Annotated in this window: 12 protein-coding genes and 1 pseudogene; 8 read left to right on the top strand and 5 right to left on the bottom strand. The window is 51.0% G+C overall.

What is annotated here, in order from left to right; translation table 11 throughout:
- Positions 1 to 157: 157 nt before the first annotated feature.
- Both map and B4N58_RS04105 read left to right on the top strand, forming a co-directional pair.
- Positions 158 to 979 (top strand): annotated as a pseudogene (map, locus tag B4N58_RS04110) (type I methionyl aminopeptidase); the annotation flags it as partial.
- A 49-nt stretch (positions 980 to 1,028) separates the two neighbouring features.
- Complete coding sequence (locus B4N58_RS04105) at positions 1,029 to 3,590, top strand: [protein-PII] uridylyltransferase (RefSeq protein ID WP_414673838.1); 2,562 nt, start codon at positions 1,029 to 1,031, stop codon at positions 3,588 to 3,590.
- A 31-nt stretch (positions 3,591 to 3,621) separates the two neighbouring features.
- Here the strand turns inward: B4N58_RS04105 and B4N58_RS04100 are convergent, their stop codons facing one another.
- The 5 genes from B4N58_RS04100 to smc form a co-directional block, all read right to left on the bottom strand.
- Positions 3,622 to 4,368 (bottom strand): S-methyl-5'-thioinosine phosphorylase, encoded by a 747-nt coding sequence (locus B4N58_RS04100; RefSeq protein WP_008252566.1) that lies wholly within the window; start codon positions 4,366 to 4,368, stop codon positions 3,622 to 3,624.
- Between the two features lie 3 nt (positions 4,369 to 4,371).
- Positions 4,372 to 5,247, bottom strand: coding sequence for a UTP--glucose-1-phosphate uridylyltransferase GalU (gene galU, locus B4N58_RS04095; RefSeq protein WP_008252567.1), 876 nt, complete (start codon positions 5,245 to 5,247; stop codon positions 4,372 to 4,374).
- A gap of 61 nt (positions 5,248 to 5,308) precedes the next feature.
- Positions 5,309 to 7,303, bottom strand: coding sequence for an NAD-dependent DNA ligase LigA (gene ligA, locus B4N58_RS04090; RefSeq protein ID WP_414673837.1), 1,995 nt, complete (start codon positions 7,301 to 7,303; stop codon positions 5,309 to 5,311).
- A 74-nt stretch (positions 7,304 to 7,377) separates the two neighbouring features.
- Complete coding sequence (locus B4N58_RS04085) at positions 7,378 to 8,460, bottom strand: hypothetical protein (RefSeq protein ID WP_291746090.1); 1,083 nt, start codon at positions 8,458 to 8,460, stop codon at positions 7,378 to 7,380.
- Positions 8,457 to 11,921, bottom strand: a complete 3,465-nt coding sequence (smc, locus tag B4N58_RS04080; protein ID WP_414673842.1) for a chromosome segregation protein SMC — start codon at positions 11,919 to 11,921, stop codon at positions 8,457 to 8,459. Before smc ends, B4N58_RS04085 begins: the two co-directional genes overlap by 4 nt.
- A 257-nt stretch (positions 11,922 to 12,178) precedes the next feature.
- Here smc and queF point away from each other — a divergent pair, with 257 nt between their 5' ends.
- The 6 genes from queF to B4N58_RS04050 all read left to right on the top strand — a co-directional run bounded on the left by queF (position 12,179) and on the right by B4N58_RS04050 (position 17,904).
- Positions 12,179 to 12,598 carry a preQ(1) synthase gene (gene queF, locus B4N58_RS04075; protein WP_040513619.1) on the top strand — a complete coding sequence of 140 codons (420 nt, stop codon included), beginning with the start codon at positions 12,179 to 12,181 and terminating at the stop codon, positions 12,596 to 12,598.
- 68 nt (positions 12,599 to 12,666) lie between these two features.
- Positions 12,667 to 13,851 carry a succinyldiaminopimelate transaminase gene (gene dapC, locus B4N58_RS04070; RefSeq protein WP_291746082.1) on the top strand — a complete coding sequence of 395 codons (1,185 nt, stop codon included), beginning with the start codon at positions 12,667 to 12,669 and terminating at the stop codon, positions 13,849 to 13,851.
- 27 nt (positions 13,852 to 13,878) lie between these two features.
- Entirely contained in the window at positions 13,879 to 14,709 is an 831-nt protein-coding gene (dapD, locus tag B4N58_RS04065) for a 2,3,4,5-tetrahydropyridine-2,6-dicarboxylate N-succinyltransferase (RefSeq protein WP_291746079.1), read from the top strand.
- A 16-nt stretch (positions 14,710 to 14,725) separates the two neighbouring features.
- Complete coding sequence (locus tag B4N58_RS04060) at positions 14,726 to 15,070, top strand: ArsC/Spx/MgsR family protein (protein ID WP_008252583.1); 345 nt, start codon at positions 14,726 to 14,728, stop codon at positions 15,068 to 15,070.
- Positions 15,067 to 15,981 carry a 50S ribosomal protein L3 N(5)-glutamine methyltransferase gene (prmB, locus tag B4N58_RS04055; RefSeq protein ID WP_008252585.1) on the top strand — a complete coding sequence of 305 codons (915 nt, stop codon included), beginning with the start codon at positions 15,067 to 15,069 and terminating at the stop codon, positions 15,979 to 15,981. Before B4N58_RS04060 ends, prmB begins: the two co-directional genes overlap by 4 nt.
- A gap of 9 nt (positions 15,982 to 15,990) precedes the next feature.
- Complete coding sequence (locus tag B4N58_RS04050) at positions 15,991 to 17,904, top strand: ABC-F family ATP-binding cassette domain-containing protein (RefSeq protein WP_008252587.1); 1,914 nt, start codon at positions 15,991 to 15,993, stop codon at positions 17,902 to 17,904.
- Positions 17,905 to 17,916 lie beyond the last annotated feature (12 nt).

Genomic DNA, 17,916 nt, shown 5'->3' with positions numbered 1-17,916 from the left:
CTGGGCCAACATCGGGTTAATAAACCAACAATTGCTAGCACCCTGTCGCACAAACCATTAAATTTACTCTTAAGCGTCAACTAACTACGTCAGTTAGCCATAGCGCCAGAGCAGCCCGAGATTATACTCGGTTAAAATACGTTAGCTCAAGCAGGAATTAAACAAAACCATGGATATTGTGATTAAAAACGAGCACGACATTGAAAAAATGCGTGTTGCCGGCCGTTTGGCCTCAGAAGTGCTGGATTTTATCGGCCCACACGTGGTCGCCGGCATTACTACCGAAGAACTCGATAAACTTTGCCACGATTACATGGTGAATGTGCAGGGAACCATTCCCGCGCCATTGAATTATGCGCCGCCAGGTTACACGCCCTACCCCAAATCAATTTGTACATCGGTCAATCATCAAATTTGTCACGGCGTACCTGGACCCAAAAAACTTAAAAACGGCGACATCATCAACATAGACATCACGGTCATCAAAGACGGTTACCACGGTGATACCAGTCGCATGTTTATCGTGGGCGAAGGTTCACTGGCGGCGCGGCGTTTGTGCGAGATCACCTTCGAGGCCATGTGGATTGGCATTGAGCAGGTGCGGCCAGGTGCCACGCTGGGCGATGTGGGCGCAGCCATTCAAAAATTTGCAGAAGGTTTCGGTTATTCAGTAGTTCGGGAGTTTTGTGGCCATGGAATTGGCACCAAGTTTCATGAGGAACCGCAGGTGTTGCACTATGGTAAACCCGGTACCGGTGTAAAACTGCAAGAAGGCATGATTTTCACAATTGAACCCATGCTGAATGCGGGTCGACGGGAAATTAAGGAAATGCCCGATGGCTGGACCATTGTGACCAAAGACCACAGTTTGTCAGCGCAGTGGGAGCACACGGTTTTGGTTACAGCCGATGGCTACGAAATTTTGACTCAGTCGGCTGGCACACCAGCCAATCCACGTTTGAAAACACGGGCGGCTTGACTTGAGCGAAAAACCGGCGACCACGGTGAATAAATCGGCTGCACTTGACTTGAATGTGGTGCGAGTGAGTATCAAAACCCATTTGAAAAACCAAGCCCATCAATGGCTCACGCCTTTTGATCAAAACACGCCTGCATCTGCGGTGGAAGCAGTTTTGAAAAAGCGTTGCGAGAGTGTGGATGAGGCTTTGGTCTCTCTATGGAACGCCATCGGTATGCCGAAGCAATACAGCCTGGTCGCCGTGGGTGGCTACGGAAGGGGTGAATTGTTTCCTTTTTCTGATGTGGACGTGTTGATCCTGATCGATAAGGAACCCGATGAAATCAACACCGAGAAGCTTGAAACCTTTTGTGGCTCAGGCTGGGACATTGGTCTTGAAATCGGGCACAGCGTCAGAACAACGGCACAATGTGTTGAGGAAGCTGGCAAGGACATCACTGTTCAAACCGCACTCGTAGAATCTCGATTACTTGCTGGAAACAGTAGCAACTTCAAATCTTTGAATTCTAGTCTTAAGAATTTACTTGAAGTAAAAACTTTTTTTCGCAAGAAAACTCTTGAACTTCGGCAGCGACATGCCAAGTACCAGGAAACGCCCTATAGCCTTGAGCCCAACTGCAAGGAAAGTCCTGGCGGGCTCCGCGATCTTCATGTCATTTTGTGGGTTTGCCGGGCTGCCAATTTGGGTAATAGTTGGGCTGAAATGGCCAAAAAGGGTTTAATTACCCCCTTTGAAGCCGCCAAATTAAGAAATAACGAGCGAACGCTCAAGAAAATTCGATATCAACTGCATGTAACCACTGGTCGCCGGGAAGACAGACTTGTGTACGATGTGCAAACCCAGCTAGCGGAGTCTTTGGGTTATCGTCCCACTTCTGCAAAACGATCAAGCGAACAGCTGATGCAACAGTATTATTTGGCTGCCAAGGCGGTAATGCAGCTGAACACTATATTGCTTCAAAATATTGAGCTGTCGATTTTCGGTGCCAATGCGGAGCCGGTCGTGATCGACAACGAGTTTCAGGAAACAGATTCTCTGCTGGACATTCGGGACGATGACGTGTTCGCGCGAAACCCCTCTGCAATGCTTCGCGCTTTTATCGTGATGCAACAAAACCCACGCTTGAAAGGCATGAGTGCGCGAATGCTGCGACAGCTGTGGCACAGCCGGGTAAAAATCAACAGCGAATTCAGGAAAAATCCAGTCAACAAGGCTTTGTTTATCGAGTTTTTCAAGCAACCGCAAGGCATTGTTCATGAGTTACGGCGCATGAATGAGACCAGTGTATTGGGAAGGTACCTGCCGGTCTTTCGGAAAATTGTGGGACAAATGCAGCATGATTTGTTTCACGTGTATACGGTTGATCAGCATATTTTGACGGTTGTTCGTAACTTGCGTCGATTTACGATGGCCGAACACGCACACGAGTACCCCTACTGCAGCCAATTAATGGCCAATTTTGACGACCATTGGTTGTTGTACGTTGCTGCCTTGTTTCACGATGTGGCCAAAGGCCGGGGCGGTGACCACAGTGTGTTGGGCGAAGTAGACGCCCGCAAGTTCTGTAAAGATCATGGCTTGAATCAGGAAAACACTGATTTGGTGGCTTTTCTGGTGAAGCACCACTTGACCATGTCGAATACAGCGCAAAAGAAAGATTTGTCCGATGTCGAAGTACTCAAGGAGTTTGCTGCACTGGTTAAAACTCCCCGCAACCTGACAGCCCTTTATCTGCTCACTGTTGCCGATATTCGCGGTACCAGTCCAAAAGTATGGAACGCATGGAAAGGCAAACTGCTGGAAGACCTCTATCGCCTGACATTAAAGTATTTGGGTGGCGAGGCGCCCAACCGGAGACAAATGCTCGCTGAACAGCAAGCAGAGGCTCGCCGAATTCTGCGACTGTATGCGCTTTCAGATGATGTTCAGGACAAACTTTGGGCCCAGCTTGATGTGTCGTACTTTCTCAGACAAGGGCCCAGCGATATTGCCTGGCATACGCGGCACCTGTACTGGCGTGTAGATGCTGAACAGCCGATCGTAAAGGCGCGACTATCTCCGATTGGCGAAGGCTTGGAACTGCTGGTGTATACCCGCGATGAAATGGATCTTTTTGCCCGAATTTGTGGCTATTTTGACTCCAAGAATTTGAGCATTCTGGATGCGAAAATTCACACGACTTCGCACGGCTATGCACTTGATTCTTTTCTGATTCAGCACGACAGTCATCATGAGTTTTACCGGGAAACCCTCTCGCTGCTCGAAGCAGAGCTTCAAGACCGACTCGTCAAACGTCAACCGTTGGAACCACCCGTGTTCGGGCGAATGTCCAGACAATCCAGACACTTTCCAGTGCGCCCTTCTGTCGATTTGAAACCAGATGAAAAAGGGAATCAATATTTATTGACCGTGTCGGCCACTGACCGTACGGGCCTGCTTTACTCGATTACAAGGCTTCTGGCGCAATACAAAGTCAACGTACAAACCGCCAAAATCATGACTTTGGGTGAACGGGCTGAGGATACCTTTTTGCTGTACGGGCAGTCTTTGAATTCAGGAAAGCTTCAAATTCAACTGGAAGCCGAGCTTCTTGAGTTGCTGTCAATTTAGGAACAATGAGGGTGCACAATCCACTGCCCTTTCATTCGTCGTGCAGTTGCACCATTGATTTGATGATGCCCATCACTCTACCCATTCCTTCGTGGACAGTTTTGCTGATTTGGGCGTGAGAAATTTCCTGCGCGCTCTCTCCGACTCCTGCAGCCTGATTTACCACCAACGCAAGGTGTGCGTAAGGTATTTCAAGTTCTCGGGCCAAGCAGGCTTCAGGCATCCCGGTCATACCGACAATATCTGCTCCATCGCGTGCCAAGCGCTTCACTTCCGCTGCGGTTTCCAAACGGGGGCCTTGTGTACAGGCATAACAACCGCCCTGCACCACCTGTTCACCGACAGAGTCGGCCGCAAGACACAATGACGTACGAAGCGCCTGATCGTAAGGCCATGTGAAGTCGATGTGTTGCACCGCCTGGTTGTCGCCTTCAAAAAATGTGGCGTTACGCCCATGGGTATAGTCCAGGATTTGATCAGGAACCACCAATTGCCCGGGCTTTAAATCGGGGCGAATTCCACCCACTGAGGCCACCGACAAAATACCGTCAATATTCAGTTGTGACAAAGCCCAGATGTTGGCCCGGTAATTAATTTGATGGGGGGCGATGGTGTGCCCATAGCCGTGGCGTGCCAAAAAAACGATTTCATGGCCTGCAAGCATGCCAATCGTGAGTGCGCCTGATGGTTCACCATAGGGGGTTCGTTGAACCTTTCGCATGGTAATTTCAAAACCTGGCAATTGGCTTAGACCACTTCCTCCCAACACTGCATACATGGTTTACTTCCTGTCTTTGAGGTACTGAGCGAATTCAGCAGCCACCTCGTGGTGTTTCAGTCCGAGTTCCACAGTCGCTTTCAGGTAACCCATTTTCGAGCCGCAGTCGAAACGGGTTCCGGTGAAGCGGTAGGCCAATACTGGTTGATCTTCCAGTAGTGAGGCAATACCGTCAGTCAGCTGAATTTCTCCGCCAGCACCCTTACCCGTTTTACGGATGTGATCAAAAATTTGAGAATTCAGCACGTAACGTCCCACCACAGCGAGATTGGTCGGTGCATCTTTGGGATCTGGTTTTTCAACGATGGCGTTGACACGCTCGGAGCGATTGTTCCAGGGGGTGCTGGAGACGATACCATACGACTTCGTCTCAGAAGGATCCACTTCCTGCACAGCCAATACGCTTGCATGTTCCCGCTCAAAAACCTTGACCATTTGATGAGTGACCGAGGGCGTGCCTTTGTCCACGTCCATCAAGTCGTCGGCCAACAAAACTGCAAAAGGCTCGGTGCCGACAACTGGTTCTGCACAAAGCACGGCATGGCCTAGACCCAAAGGCTCCATCTGGCGAATGTAAATACAGTTCACATGGCTGGGTACAATATTCTTTACTATTTCAAGCAAGGCAGTTTTGCCGCGAGCCTGCAACTCCGCCTCAAGCTCATAGGCTTTGTCGAAATGATCTTCGATAGAACGCTTGCTTCGACCCGTAATAAAAACAAGCTCGCTCAAACCCGCTTCTAGTGCCTCTTCAACGGCATATTGAATAAGTGGCTTGTCGACCACGGGCATCATTTCTTTGGGACTTGCTTTGGTGGCAGGCAAAAATCGGGTGCCCATACCCGCAACAGGAAATACAGCTTTTCTAACTCGGGTCATGATTGTTCGCTCAGTGGTCGTTCAATGGAAATAAAAAAATAAACGCAATAATATTATTTATCTAAAGCATACCTTGAAATGTACTTTCATCAAGCACCGCAACGCCCAAGGCTGTGGCCTTCTCCAGTTTGCTGCCGGCTGCTTCCCCGGCCAACAAATAATCGGTTTTTTTAGACACAGAGCCGGTCACCTTTCCACCCCGAGCAACGATTAACGCGCCAGCCTCGTCTCGACTGTATTGACTCAGTGTGCCAGTCAGCACAAATGTTTTTCCAAAAAACGGATGGGATTCATCCGTAGTCTGAGTTTCCTCGGCTGGCCAGGAGAGCCCAAGCGAAATCAATTCACGAACAACTTGCTGATTGGCAGGTTCATCAAAAAATTGCCGTATGGATGCAGCCACCACAGGCCCAACATCGTTGACCTCAAGCAGCTCCTCTTCCGAGGCGTTCATCAGCCGCTCAACATTCTTGAAGTATGCTGCCAAATCACGGGCTGTGGCCTCTCCAACATGTCGTATTCCCAAGCCGAATAAAAACCTGCCAAATGTGGTTTGTTTGGCCTTATCAATGCTGTCGAGCAGATTCCGTGCCGATTTGTCGCCCATGCGCTCAAGCTGAACCAGAGCGTCAAATTCAAGGCGAAAAAGGTCGGCTGGTGTTTTCACCCATTCTTTGTCGACCAACACTTCAACCAGCTTACTACCCAAGCCTTCGATGTCAATGGCACGCCGGTGCGCAAAATGAATTATGGACTGCGTGAGTTGCGCTTTGCAGACCAAACCACCCGTGCATCTGAAGGCCGCCTCACCTTCTTCTTTTCTAACCAATGAGTTGCATATTGGGCAATGTGTCGGCATGACAAAAGCAGAGCTGACTGGGCTGCGTTGGTTGCCCGGGAAAGGTAAAACCTCTGGAATAACGTCGCCTGCGCGGCGAACCAAAACCTGGTCACCCACCCGCAAATCTTTGCGCTGAATTTCATCCAGATTGTGCAAAGTGGCAGACGACACCACAACGCCACCGACCTTTACTGGCTCCAGTTTTGCAACCGGAGTGATTGACCCTGTGCGCCCCACCTGAACTTCAATGTTCAGCAATCGGCTAAGCACTTCATCGGGAGGAAACTTGTGAGCTACCGCAAATCGAGGTGCTTTGGCGACATAACCAAGTTGATCCTGAAGGTCAAAGGAATCAACCTTGTAAACCACACCGTCTATTTCAAAAGGCAATGTGCTGCGACGCCCGCCTACGCTGCGATAAAAACTTAAAAGGCCCTCGGCACCCGTGGCCGTCTGGCTAAGTTCTGAAACAGGCAAGCCCAAGGCCGCCAACCATTTCATCATGGCGGATTGACTTTTCAGTTCTCGCAGCTGCTCACGTTCAAGGGCTGCACCATAGCAGTAAAACCGCAGTGGTCGACTGGCGGCTACTTTGGGATCGAGTTGTCGAATGGTACCGGCCGCAGCATTGCGCGGGTTTGCAAATACTTTTAAACCAAGTTCAGCCTGTCGCTGATTCATTTGAAGGAAATCTTTTTTAGTCATAAAGATTTCACCCCGAATTTCAAGGTGTGCAGGTACTACACTGCCTTTCAATTTCAGGGGTAAGCTTCGAATGGTTTTCACATTGGCGGACACGTCTTCACCCACGGTTCCATCGCCACGGGTAATGGCCTGGTCGAACATTCCATTGGTGTAGTGTATTGAAATCGCCAAGCCGTCAAACTTTGGGTCAACTGCGTACGCAATCGTGGTGTCGATCGGTAGGTCGGCCAGTTCTTTGACGCGTCGGTCAAAGGCAAGCACATCGCTGTCCTCAAATGCATTTCCAAGTGAAAGCATGGGCACGCGGTGCCTGACCTGCTCGAAGCCATCTGCGGGTTTGCCACCGACGCGTTGCGTGGGGGAGTCATTCTGAATCAGCTCGGGGTGATTGTTCTCGATTTGTTGAAGAGACCGATACACCTTGTCATATTCAGAGTCCGGTACTTCAGGTGCATCGAGCACATAGTAGGCATGCTCCCAGCGGTTTAACAGATCAATCAAGCGACGCATGGCCACAGTTGGCGACTCGCCCCTGGAGTCGGAATTGTCGCCACTGCCCTTGCTGTCAAACAGATCCAGATTGGTCATGAAAACAAAATGCGAGCCACGGGTGCGCCCGGTTTGAAGCCAGAGTCGGTCAGATTGCGCACTCGTTCAATCAACTGGTTGTAAATGCCCTCAATCGCCTGCGTACTCAAGGTTCTACCCGAGTCATCCATCAACGGTGCGCCAAACTTTTCATTCATGCCATGACACACAGTAACAATGTCTCCCAAAGCTTTGATGGGTTCCGCTGAATTTGGTACGTCAATACTGAAACTCAGCAGACGTTTACCGGGTGCGTTGTGAATCACCATGCTGGCCAAAGTACCCGACTCATCGCTGAGAAACCATTGATGACCTTTTTGTACCCACCCCGCCACTGCAAGCATGTCCACAGCGGTACTTTCCTGCACGGTTTCCGGTAACAGGCAATGTAGACCCAACAGCGTATCCAGGGCAGCAGCGGCTTGGTCTAGCGTTTCGGCTTTGGCCACGACCTCTTTCATTTCGGGGAATTCAATGTCTGCATTCTGGTCTTCGGCAAATCGCTTGAATTTTCCAAGCACTTCAGAAAACTCGATCGAACTCAGCGGCCCCTTGCGATTGGCAATTTGCACGCTGGCCTTCAAGGATTTCGCTGTGCCGCTATAGGGGCTGGCCTTAAACCAGAGTATTTCAGCGCTTTCCGCGGTGTCGGGGCTTGCAGAATAAATAATGCGCTTGCGATTGATTTGCTCCAGGCCGTCGACTAGCGTTTTCCAGGTATTGGCATCTTTCTCTTCGTCAAAACGGATGATGAAATCTGCAAACAAACGTTTGTCGATCGTCATTTGTGGTTCATTTTGCAAATGACTGTCATTTTGGGGCGCATCAAAACTCGCCTCTAAACTTGATTCATCAAATTCAGTGGAAGGAGCAAAGTCTTGCGAGCCGGAGAACCCGGGTTCTGTACGCTCAAATCCGGACTTGACTGAACCTGTATTCAACAGCGGGTCCTGGTCCGTTTCGCCAAACCGTTCGCTGGCCTGTTTGCGCAGTCGATAATCTTGCCACCAGTTGTAAGCGATCATGGCAGCAATGCCGCCACCGCCAACAATCAGCAGGGTAAGTTGTAGGTCGTTCATACGGTTTCCGTTGCCATTTTTTCTGCAGCTGCCAAATCAACGGCAACAATGCGGGAAACACCTTTCTCCTGCATCGTGACGCCGATCAGCTGCTGTGCCATTTCCATGGCGATTTTATTGTGGGAAATGAACAAAAACTGGGTTTGTTCAGACATTTGTTTGACCAGGCGCGTAAAGCGCTCGGTGTTTGCGTCGTCCAGCGGCGCATCGACTTCGTCGAGCAAGCAGAACGGTGCAGGATTCAATTCGAAGATCGCGAAAACAAGCGCTGTTGCAGTCAGTGCCTTCTCTCCACCCGACAACAAATGAATGGTGCCGTTTTTCTTGCCCGGCGGTTGAGCAAATACCTGTACCCCAGCATCCAGAATTTCGTCGCCAGTCATGACCAAGCGTGCTTCTCCACCACCAAACAACTTGGGAAACAGGCGCGAGAAATGTCCGTTAACCACACCGAAAGTTTCAGAAAGAAGGTCGCGTGTTTCTTTGTCAATTTTGCGGATTGCATCCTCAAGGGTTTCCATGGCTTCGATCAGGTCGCCAGCCTGTTGGTCAAGGAATGATTTTCTTTCTGTTGCGGCAGCCAGTTCATCCAGTGCCGCCAAATTCACGGCCCCCAACTCTTGCATGCCGTTGGTAAGGCGCGTGACCTCCGCCTGAAGCACAGACGCTTTGGGGGGCACCTCCATGGCAACGAATTGCTGGCCCAATTCGTTTACATCGGCTTGCACTTCATCCATCAAGTTTTTGTACTGTTCAATCGTGAGTTCGGCGGCCTGGATTTTCAAGGCAAGGTCTTGAACCGCATCCCGCAAGGGATCTGCCTGTTTGTCACTTTCTTTTTCTGCTCGTTCAAGCTCTGAAACCTTTGCCATAATCTGTTCGAGCGCATCGCGAGAAACTGCTACTCTTTCTTCTGCGATGACCCGTTCTTCGAGCGCAGCCTGCAAAGCCTCTTGACCTTCGGTTTCAGAAAGCCCTTCAAGTTCCGCCAGTGCAAGTTGTTTGCGTTGCTGAATTTGCTGAATTTGACTGTTGGCAAATGCAAGGTCGCGTTCACATTCTTTCTGGCGCGATTCCTGATTGCGAATATTGAATTCGGCATCTTGCTTTCTACGCAATGCATTTTGAACTTGCGCCTGTTTGTCACGCAGTGCCTGCTCCGCTTGCGTCACTTTGTCTTTCTGACTTTCCAGTGCATCGCTGGCCACCGCAAGCTGCTCGTCCAGTTCGGCGTATTTGTCTTCGGATTCAAGCAAAATGGCCCGCTGTTCTTCCAGTTCACTTTGCAGCAAAGCGAGATCCAAACCAATTTGCTCCCGGCGGCTGTCTGCCCTGCTTTGCTGTTCTTGCAAGCGAATCAGCTGAACCTGGGCTTCATGTAATCGCTTGGTCAAACTTTCAACCAAATTACGCGCTTGCACCACATTGGCTTTCATTTCGCCGGTACGCAATTGCAATTGATCACGCTTGGCCATGGATTCATTTTTCAACATGTCGAGCGCACGCACCTCAGTGCGCAAGGCTTCAATTTGCTGCTGGCGCTCAAGCCGACCACTTTGGGCATTGTCGGCTGCGTAAAAAGACACTCCGGTTGCGCTCACGCAATGTCCTTGTGGCGTGAAGATTCGCTGGCCTGGTTTCAGGCTTTTTCTTTTTGCCAATGCAGCTTGCAAATCGGGGGCCAGAAGGTAACCAGCCAACGATTGAATCAAGGATTGCTGAATGGCCGAATCTGAACTGCGCACCAAACTGGCCAGGTCTTCCGGGCCAACCGATAGATTGGTACCGGCGCTGTGACCCGATGATTCAATAAAGGCAACACGCGCTGGTGGCGGCTGTTTGGCGAATCCTTCAACCATGTCCAGCGTTCGTACCTGAAAACTGTCCAGCGATTCCCGCAATGCCGACTCCAGCGCTCGTTCCCAGCCACGCTCCACCTGTAGTTTGCCGAGCAACCGAGGGGTGTCACTCAGGCCGCTGCTTTCTACCCAAGGCTTCAACTCGGCGCTTTCTGCAAGTTGTTCATTTAATTTTTCAAGTGCCTGCAATTGCGCTTGCGCGTTGGCGTGTTTGTCGCGCTCGGCATTGAATGCGGCTTGCACATGGTCAAGCTCGGAACTACCTGCCGCCAACCTGCTTTCAACGTCTGCAAGGTTGTTGGTGGCCACGCCAAGCTCGTGTTCAAGCGACTGAACTCTGGCTTGCACTTCATCCAACTCATGCACAGACGGGGCAGCAATTTGCTGCTTTTCGCTTTCAAGCCTGTCCAGCTTCACCTGAATGGTGTTTTCTGCCCGGCTGGCTGATTCTTGTTGAGAAGACACTTGACTCAGCGCCTGCTGAATCTGCATCACACCTGCCCGTTTTTGATCAACCGCAGATCGCGCTGCCTGCAAGGCCAACTCCACAGGCTCAACTGCCAGTTCAGCTTCCTCAAGCGCGATGATTCTCTCTTCCAGTTCGGCTTGCTGTTCCTCAGAAGAACCACTGATCTCTTCCAGTCGGGCCTTGGCATCTTCTTCGCGAACAGCCCAATTCTGAATTTCAAGTTCAAGCTCGGCCACACGGGCACCCAAGCGGGCACGCGATTCTGCCATCACGCGCAAATCCGCTTCCAGGCGACTGACCTGTCGGTTGGCTTCTATCCATTGGGTTTGCTCGTTTTCAAGTTGCTGCTGTGCATCTACTTGTTTTTCACGCACGGCAAACAGCTCGGTTTGAGTGCTGATCGATTTGCTTTGAATGGCCTCAAGATCGGCTTTGGCACGCTCTAGCTTGGCTTGGCCAGTGTTTTTCTGTTCCAGCGCTTCAGCATAACGAATGTACCAAAGCAAACGCTGCTTGGTATTCTTGGCCTCTTCAAGTTCCTTGAACTGGCGGGCGACGGTGGCCTGCTGTTCCAGTCGCTCAATTTGGCTGGTCAATTCGCGAAGAATGTCTTCGATTCGGGTCAGGTTGTCGCGGGTATCGGCCAGGCGATTACCTGTTTCGCGGCGACGTTCCTTGTATTTGGATACCCCCGCAGCTTCTTCCAGGAAAATTCGCAGTTCTTCCGGGCGAGCCTCAATAATTCGGGCAATCATACCCTGCCCAATGATGGCGTAAGCGCGTGGCCCCAAGCCCGTACCCAGGAAAATGTCCTGAACATCACGGCGACGAACCGCCTGCTGATTGATGTAGTAGGTTGAGGCGCCATCTCGTGTCAGGACGCGCTTCACTGAAATTTCCGAGTACTGATTCCAGCTTCCGCCCGCGCGGCCTTCGGCATTGTCGAATACCAGTTCCACGCTGGCGCGTGAGGCTGCCTTTCGGTTAGTCGAGCCGTTAAAGATCACGTCTTGCATCGACTCACCCCGCAACTCGGAAGCCTTGGATTCGCCCAAAACCCAACGCACCGCATCGATGATATTGGATTTGCCACAGCCGTTCGGCCCTACTACGCCAACCAGATTACTGGGCACGGCAAAGGACGTCGGTTCAACAAATGACTTAAAGCCAGCTAAACGAATGTGAGTTAATCGCACGATGAAGTGGAAATGAGACCAATAGAACGAATAAAAACTTCAACCCACGGGAACATGAAAACCCGCTGACCTTATAATAGCAAAGCCTTTGAGCTTTACGCCGGGCCCTCGCCCTTAGTTGGCAGGATGATTGAGTTGTTTAACGCCACACTGGCCAAAGGGCCCAACAGGCTCAAGAGGCCCACGAGAGAATTATGAGTAACAAACCCAGCCGCGATTTACAGACTTTCCCGAACCCAAACCCGGATCGGCCTTATCACGTTCACATCGAAGTGCCTGAATTTACGTGCCTTTGTCCGTTGACAGGTCAGCCCGATTTCGCCACTTTGGTGATCGACTACCTGCCCAACCAGAAGAATGTTGAGCTGAAAAGCCTGAAAATGTACATGTGGAGCTATCGCGAAGAAGGTGCATTCCACGAAGCAGTCACCAACAAGATTCTGGACGATCTGGTGGCCGCAACCGACCCCCGTTACATGAAACTGACCGCAAAATGGTACGTTCGGGGCGGCGTGTACACCACCGTGGTGGCTGAACACCGCCATGCCAGCTTTCAGCCTTTGCCGAAAGTTGAACTGGACTCCATTTCAACCATGAACCCGACTCGCGGCTAAATGCTAGGGGCTGGAAGCGCACGCTTAGTAGCGCTTGGCTCAACACGATTGGTTAAACAGCAATTCCGGTGAACTCCTTGAAAAACCTCGACAAACTTCAGCCTTATCCATTTGAACGCCTTCGGGCATTGTTCGCGGGCAGCCAGCACACAGGTGGCCTGGCCCACGTCAATCTGTCCATTGGTGAGCCCAAGCACCCTACGCCTGCGCTGATCAAGCAGGCATTGCTCGACAATCTGGACGGCTTGTCGGTTTACCCGGGCACGCAAGGTTTGCCGGTGTTGAGAAAAGCAATTTCTGACTGGATACTGCGGCGATTTGATGCCTTGGTAGACCCTGAAACTCAGGTTTTGCCGATTTTAGGCTCGCGTGAGGCGTTATTTTCTTTCGCTCAGGTTGTTTTGGACGGGTGTGAAGTCGACAGCCATGTCGTTTTTCCAAACCCCTTCTATCAAATTTACGAAGGAGCCACATTTCTTGGTGGCGCAAGCCCGGTCTTCGTCAACATCGATCCCGCAACAGGTTTATCGGACTTTCATGCACTCAGTCCCGACATACTGGCCAAGACAAAGCTGATGTATGTGTGTTCCCCGAACAACCCTACAGGTGCGGTCTATTCACTTGAGGATTGGCAAAAGCTGTTTGATTTGGCTGACGAGTACAACATTGTCATCGCCTCGGACGAGTGTTATTCAGAAATTTACCTTGATGGCACCGCAGCTCCTATCGGCGGGCTTGAAGCAGCAAGCCGGCTTGGCCGATCGGATTACAATAACTTGATTGTGTTCTCCAGCCTCTCCAAGCGCTCAAACGCACCGGGGTTACGTTCGGGCTATGTGGCAGGCGATGCAGATCTGATCAAGGCATTTCTTCGTTACCGCACCTACCACGGCTCGGCCATGTCGACCACCATTCAAATGGCCAGCGTGGCGGCCTGGAACGATGAAGAACACGTCGCCGAGAATCGTCGCCTGTATACCGACAAGTTCAAAGCGTTCAGCGCTATTCTTGAGGGCAAGCTTGATCTACACATCCCGCCTGCCGGCTTCTATTTTTGGGCCGACGTGGGCCAAAGCGACACAGCCTTCGCCAAAAGGCTGTTTGAGCAAGCGCATGTTACCCTGTTGCCCGGAAGCTTTTTGGGTCGCGAGGTGAATGGATTTAACCCCGGCAGCAACCATGTACGGATTGCACTGGTGGCCAGCCTGGCCGAATGCAATGAAGCCGCCAATCGAATCGCACAACAAATTTAAAAACAATCTCTGACACAGGAAATCACCATGACAACAAACCATCAATCCATTATCGAAGCCGCTTGGGAAAACCGTGCAGACATTTCTCCATCCTCAGCGCCAGCCGATGTTCGTGCTGCTGTTGGCGACGTACTGGAAAAACTGAATACCGGTGAGTTGCGTGTCTGCTCCAAAGAAGGTGGCGAGTGGGTTACCCACCAGTGGATCAAAAAAGCCGTGCTGCTTTCTTTCCGCCTGGAAGACAACAAGCCCATGGCTGCCGGTGGCTTCACACAGTTTTATGACAAGGTACCTACCAAGTTTGTCGATTACACCGAAGAAGACTTCAAGAAAGGCGGCTTCCGTGTAGTGCCCCCTGCAGTTGCTCGTCGCGGCAGTTTTATTGCAAAAAATGTGGTGCTGATGCCCAGCTACGTCAATATTGGCGCCTATGTGGACGAAGGCACGATGGTCGACACTTGGGCGACTGTGGGTTCATGTGCACAAATCGGTAAAAACGTACACCTGAGTGGCGGCGTGGGTATTGGCGGCGTGTTGGAACCCCTGCAGGCCAATCCAACAATCATTGAAGACAACTGCTTCATTGGCGCACGTTCTGAAGTTGTAGAAGGCGTGATTGTGGAAGAAAACTCTGTGATTTCCATGGGTGTTTACATCGGCCAGAGTACAAAAATTTACAACCGCGAAACAGGTGAAGTGACTTACGGCCGAATTCCAGCCGGCTCGGTTGTGGTCAGCGGTTCACTGCCAAGTGCCTGTGGCAAGTACAGCCTGTACTGCGCAGTCATTGTGAAGCGTGTCGACGCAAAAACACGTGCCAAAACCGGCATCAACGAATTGCTGCGCAACGCAGAATAAGGGAGAAACCTACAGGATGACAGCCAAGGTATACGGAATTCCGAATTGCGACAGCGTGAAAAAGGCCATCGCTTCACTGAAAAACAACGACGTTGAAATTGTTTTTCACGATTTCAAGAAGCACGGTGTGCCCGCTCAGTTACTTGACGAATGGATCGGTACCTTCGGGTTGGAAAAAGTCATCAACAGGAGAGGCACCACTTGGCGTGGTCTGGATGAAAGCCTGCAAGGCAAAGCCCAGTCACCCGAGGGTGCCAAAGCCCTTCTATTGGAATACCCCAGCATCATCAAACGCCCGGTCGTCGAATTAAACGGCGTACTCACTATCGGGCAAACCGATTTCAGCAAAGGCAATTCATGAATCAAGATCACACCGCACATATCGCCGTAGACCCCAAAGAACTGCATACAGTTCGCGACTGGGTGCGGTTTTATGTCAGTGAAATGCGCCGTGGCCAGGTATTTTTTGGTCACGGGTCGAGCAATGCATTTGATGAAGCGGTTTACATGGTGCAGTCTGCGCTCAGTTTGCCAGTTGGTGATGTGGGACCATTCTGGGATGCACGAGTCACCGCGCACGAAACCAATCGATTGATCCGTTTTATTACGCAGCGTGTGGTTGATCGCAAGCCTGCCAGTTACATCACTGGCGAAGCCTGGTTGCAAGGGCACGCCTTCAAGGTCGATGAAAGGGTCATTATTCCGCGCTCTTTCATCGCCGAATTATTGGCCGACCAGTTAACGCCATGGGTAAATGCCCCTGAAATGCCATTCGAGATTCTGGACATGTGCACAGGCTCAGGCTGCCTTGCGATTCTGGCTGCATACGTGTTTGAAAATGCGCAGGTTGATGCAGTTGATTTATCGACTGAGGCCTTGAGTATTGCTCGTGAAAACATTCAACTCCACGATATGAAGCAGCGTGTTCATGCCATTGAATCCGATTTGTTTTCGAATCTGAATGGCAAACAATACGATTTCATTTTGACCAATCCGCCTTATGTGAATGAGGCTTCCATGAAAAAGCTGCCCCCGGAGTACCTGCACGAGCCGCGGATGGCTTTGGCCGGTGGTGACAGTGGCATGGACTTGATTCAGGACATTCTTGAGCAGGCTCCCAAACACCTGAAAGACGGCGGTTTTCTGGTGGTTGAACTTGGCAATGAAAAACTGCATTTCGAAGCCGCTTTTCCGCATTTAAATCCCATTTGGCTTGAAACCTCGGCAGGTGACGAACAAGTGTTTTTGCTTAACAAAGAAGACTTGGTCTAAACCCATTCAATGATTCAAATTAACAACCTCAGCATTGCGCGGGGCAGCAAGCCCATTCTAACCAATGCTGAGCTCACGCTGTTTCCCGGTGAAAAGGTCGGCCTGATTGGCCACAATGGCGCTGGTAAATCCAGCTTTCTAAGCGCACTTCTTGGCGAACTTCACATTGACCAAGGCAGTATTGACTTACCCAAGGTGTGGCGCCTTTCCTGGATTGACCAAGAGGTTACAGCCAATCATCTCAGCGTGATTGATTTCGCGCTGGAAGGCGACCGCGCTCTGCATGAGGTTCGCCAAAAAATTCAAGCAGTTGAAGAAAGTGGCGACATGGAACAACTGGGCCATTTGTACGAAGAACTGGAAAACCTGGACGGCTACACCGCAGAAGCACGAGTGGCCACCATTCTTCACGGCCTGGGTTTTAAAACTGAAGACCTGCAACGAAAGGTGGGCGAGTTTTCCGGTGGCTGGAAAATGCGTTTGAACCTGGCCAAAGTATTGGGCTCCAGGGCCGACCTGATCTTGTTGGATGAACCCACCAACCACTTGGACATCGAAGCTGTAGTGTGGCTCGAGCAGTGGATCAAACAGGTTAACAGCACGGTTATTCTGGTTTCTCACGATCGGGATTTTCTCGACGAGGTATGTACTCACACTGTGCACTTGAACAATGAAAAACTGACCAAGTACACAGGCGGATACTCAGCGTTTGAACGTGCGTTTGCAGAGCGTGCAGACCAGGTCAGTCAAGCCAACAAAAAAGCCGCTGGCGAAATGGAGAAACTGCAAAAATTTGTAGATCGCTTCAAGGCCAAAGCCAGCAAGGCGAAGCAGGCACAAAGCCGGGTTAAACGACTTGAAAAAATCAAGCTGATAGAAACTTTGCAAGTGGAACCCCATGTGGCAATTCCGTTCATGGAACCCCACAAAAGCCCCGATCCATTGGTGGTACTGAACCGCAGCGATTGCGGCTATGAAGGCGCCGCCCCCATTCTAAAAAGCATCAGTCTGGAGCTTCGCCCAGGTGATCGCATCGGGCTGCTCGGGGCCAATGGCAATGGCAAAACCACCTTGGTTAAAACCTTGGTGGGAGAACTCAACATGTTGGGAGGTGACCGGGTGGAGGGCAAAGGGCTGGTGTATGGCTACTTCGCGCAAGACCAGATTGAGTCGCTCGACATGAACGCCACGCCTTTGCAGCACATGTCCCGCCTGGAGCGACAAATTTCTGAACAAAAGGCACGAGAATTCCTGGCGCGCTATCATTTTCGAGATGACAAAGTTCGCCAATTGGTTGGCAGTTTTTCAGGCGGGGAAAAGTCGCGCCTGGCCTTGGCTCTTTTGGCCTACAAACGCCCCAACCTGCTCTTGCTTGATGAACCCACCAACCACCTGGACATTGCCACTCGCCAGGCCTTGGCAAGCAGCCTGCTGGAATTTGAGGGGGCCTTGGTCATGGTTTCCCACGATCGGCATTTGCTGGAATCAATCACTGATCGCTTCTGGCGCGTGCACCAAGGTGCAGTGACCGAATTTGATGGCGACCTGGATGACTATGCAGAGCTGTTGCGCAAAGAAACCAGTGCAGAAAACCGCAATGCAAAACAGGGCAATTCAAACAACAAACCCGTTGTGGTAGTGGCTGCACCTGTAGACAGGCAGGCAGTGAACCAGCGGATCAAACAACTGGGTAATCAGGTTAAAAAGCTTGAGAAGCAAATTGAGACCGACCAGCCGAGACTGGCCAGGCTTGATGAATCCCTGGCGCAATGCGATTACAGCAAAGCCGACGATTCTAGAAAAGCAGCAGAGCTTCACAATGAACGTCACTTGATTGCCACTCGCCTTGAGATCGCCGAAAACGAACTGCTTGAATTGATGCTTGAGATTGAGCAATTGGAGGAGTCTTCTGGCGTTGCCTGACTAGCCATGTGA

It is taken from the genome of Limnobacter sp. UBA3528 (genome assembly GCF_002377005.1).
Lineage (GTDB): Bacteria > Pseudomonadota > Gammaproteobacteria > Burkholderiales > Burkholderiaceae_B > Limnobacter.
Note: the sequence above shows the minus strand (reverse complement) of the source record. Positions and strands in the feature narration are given on the sequence as shown.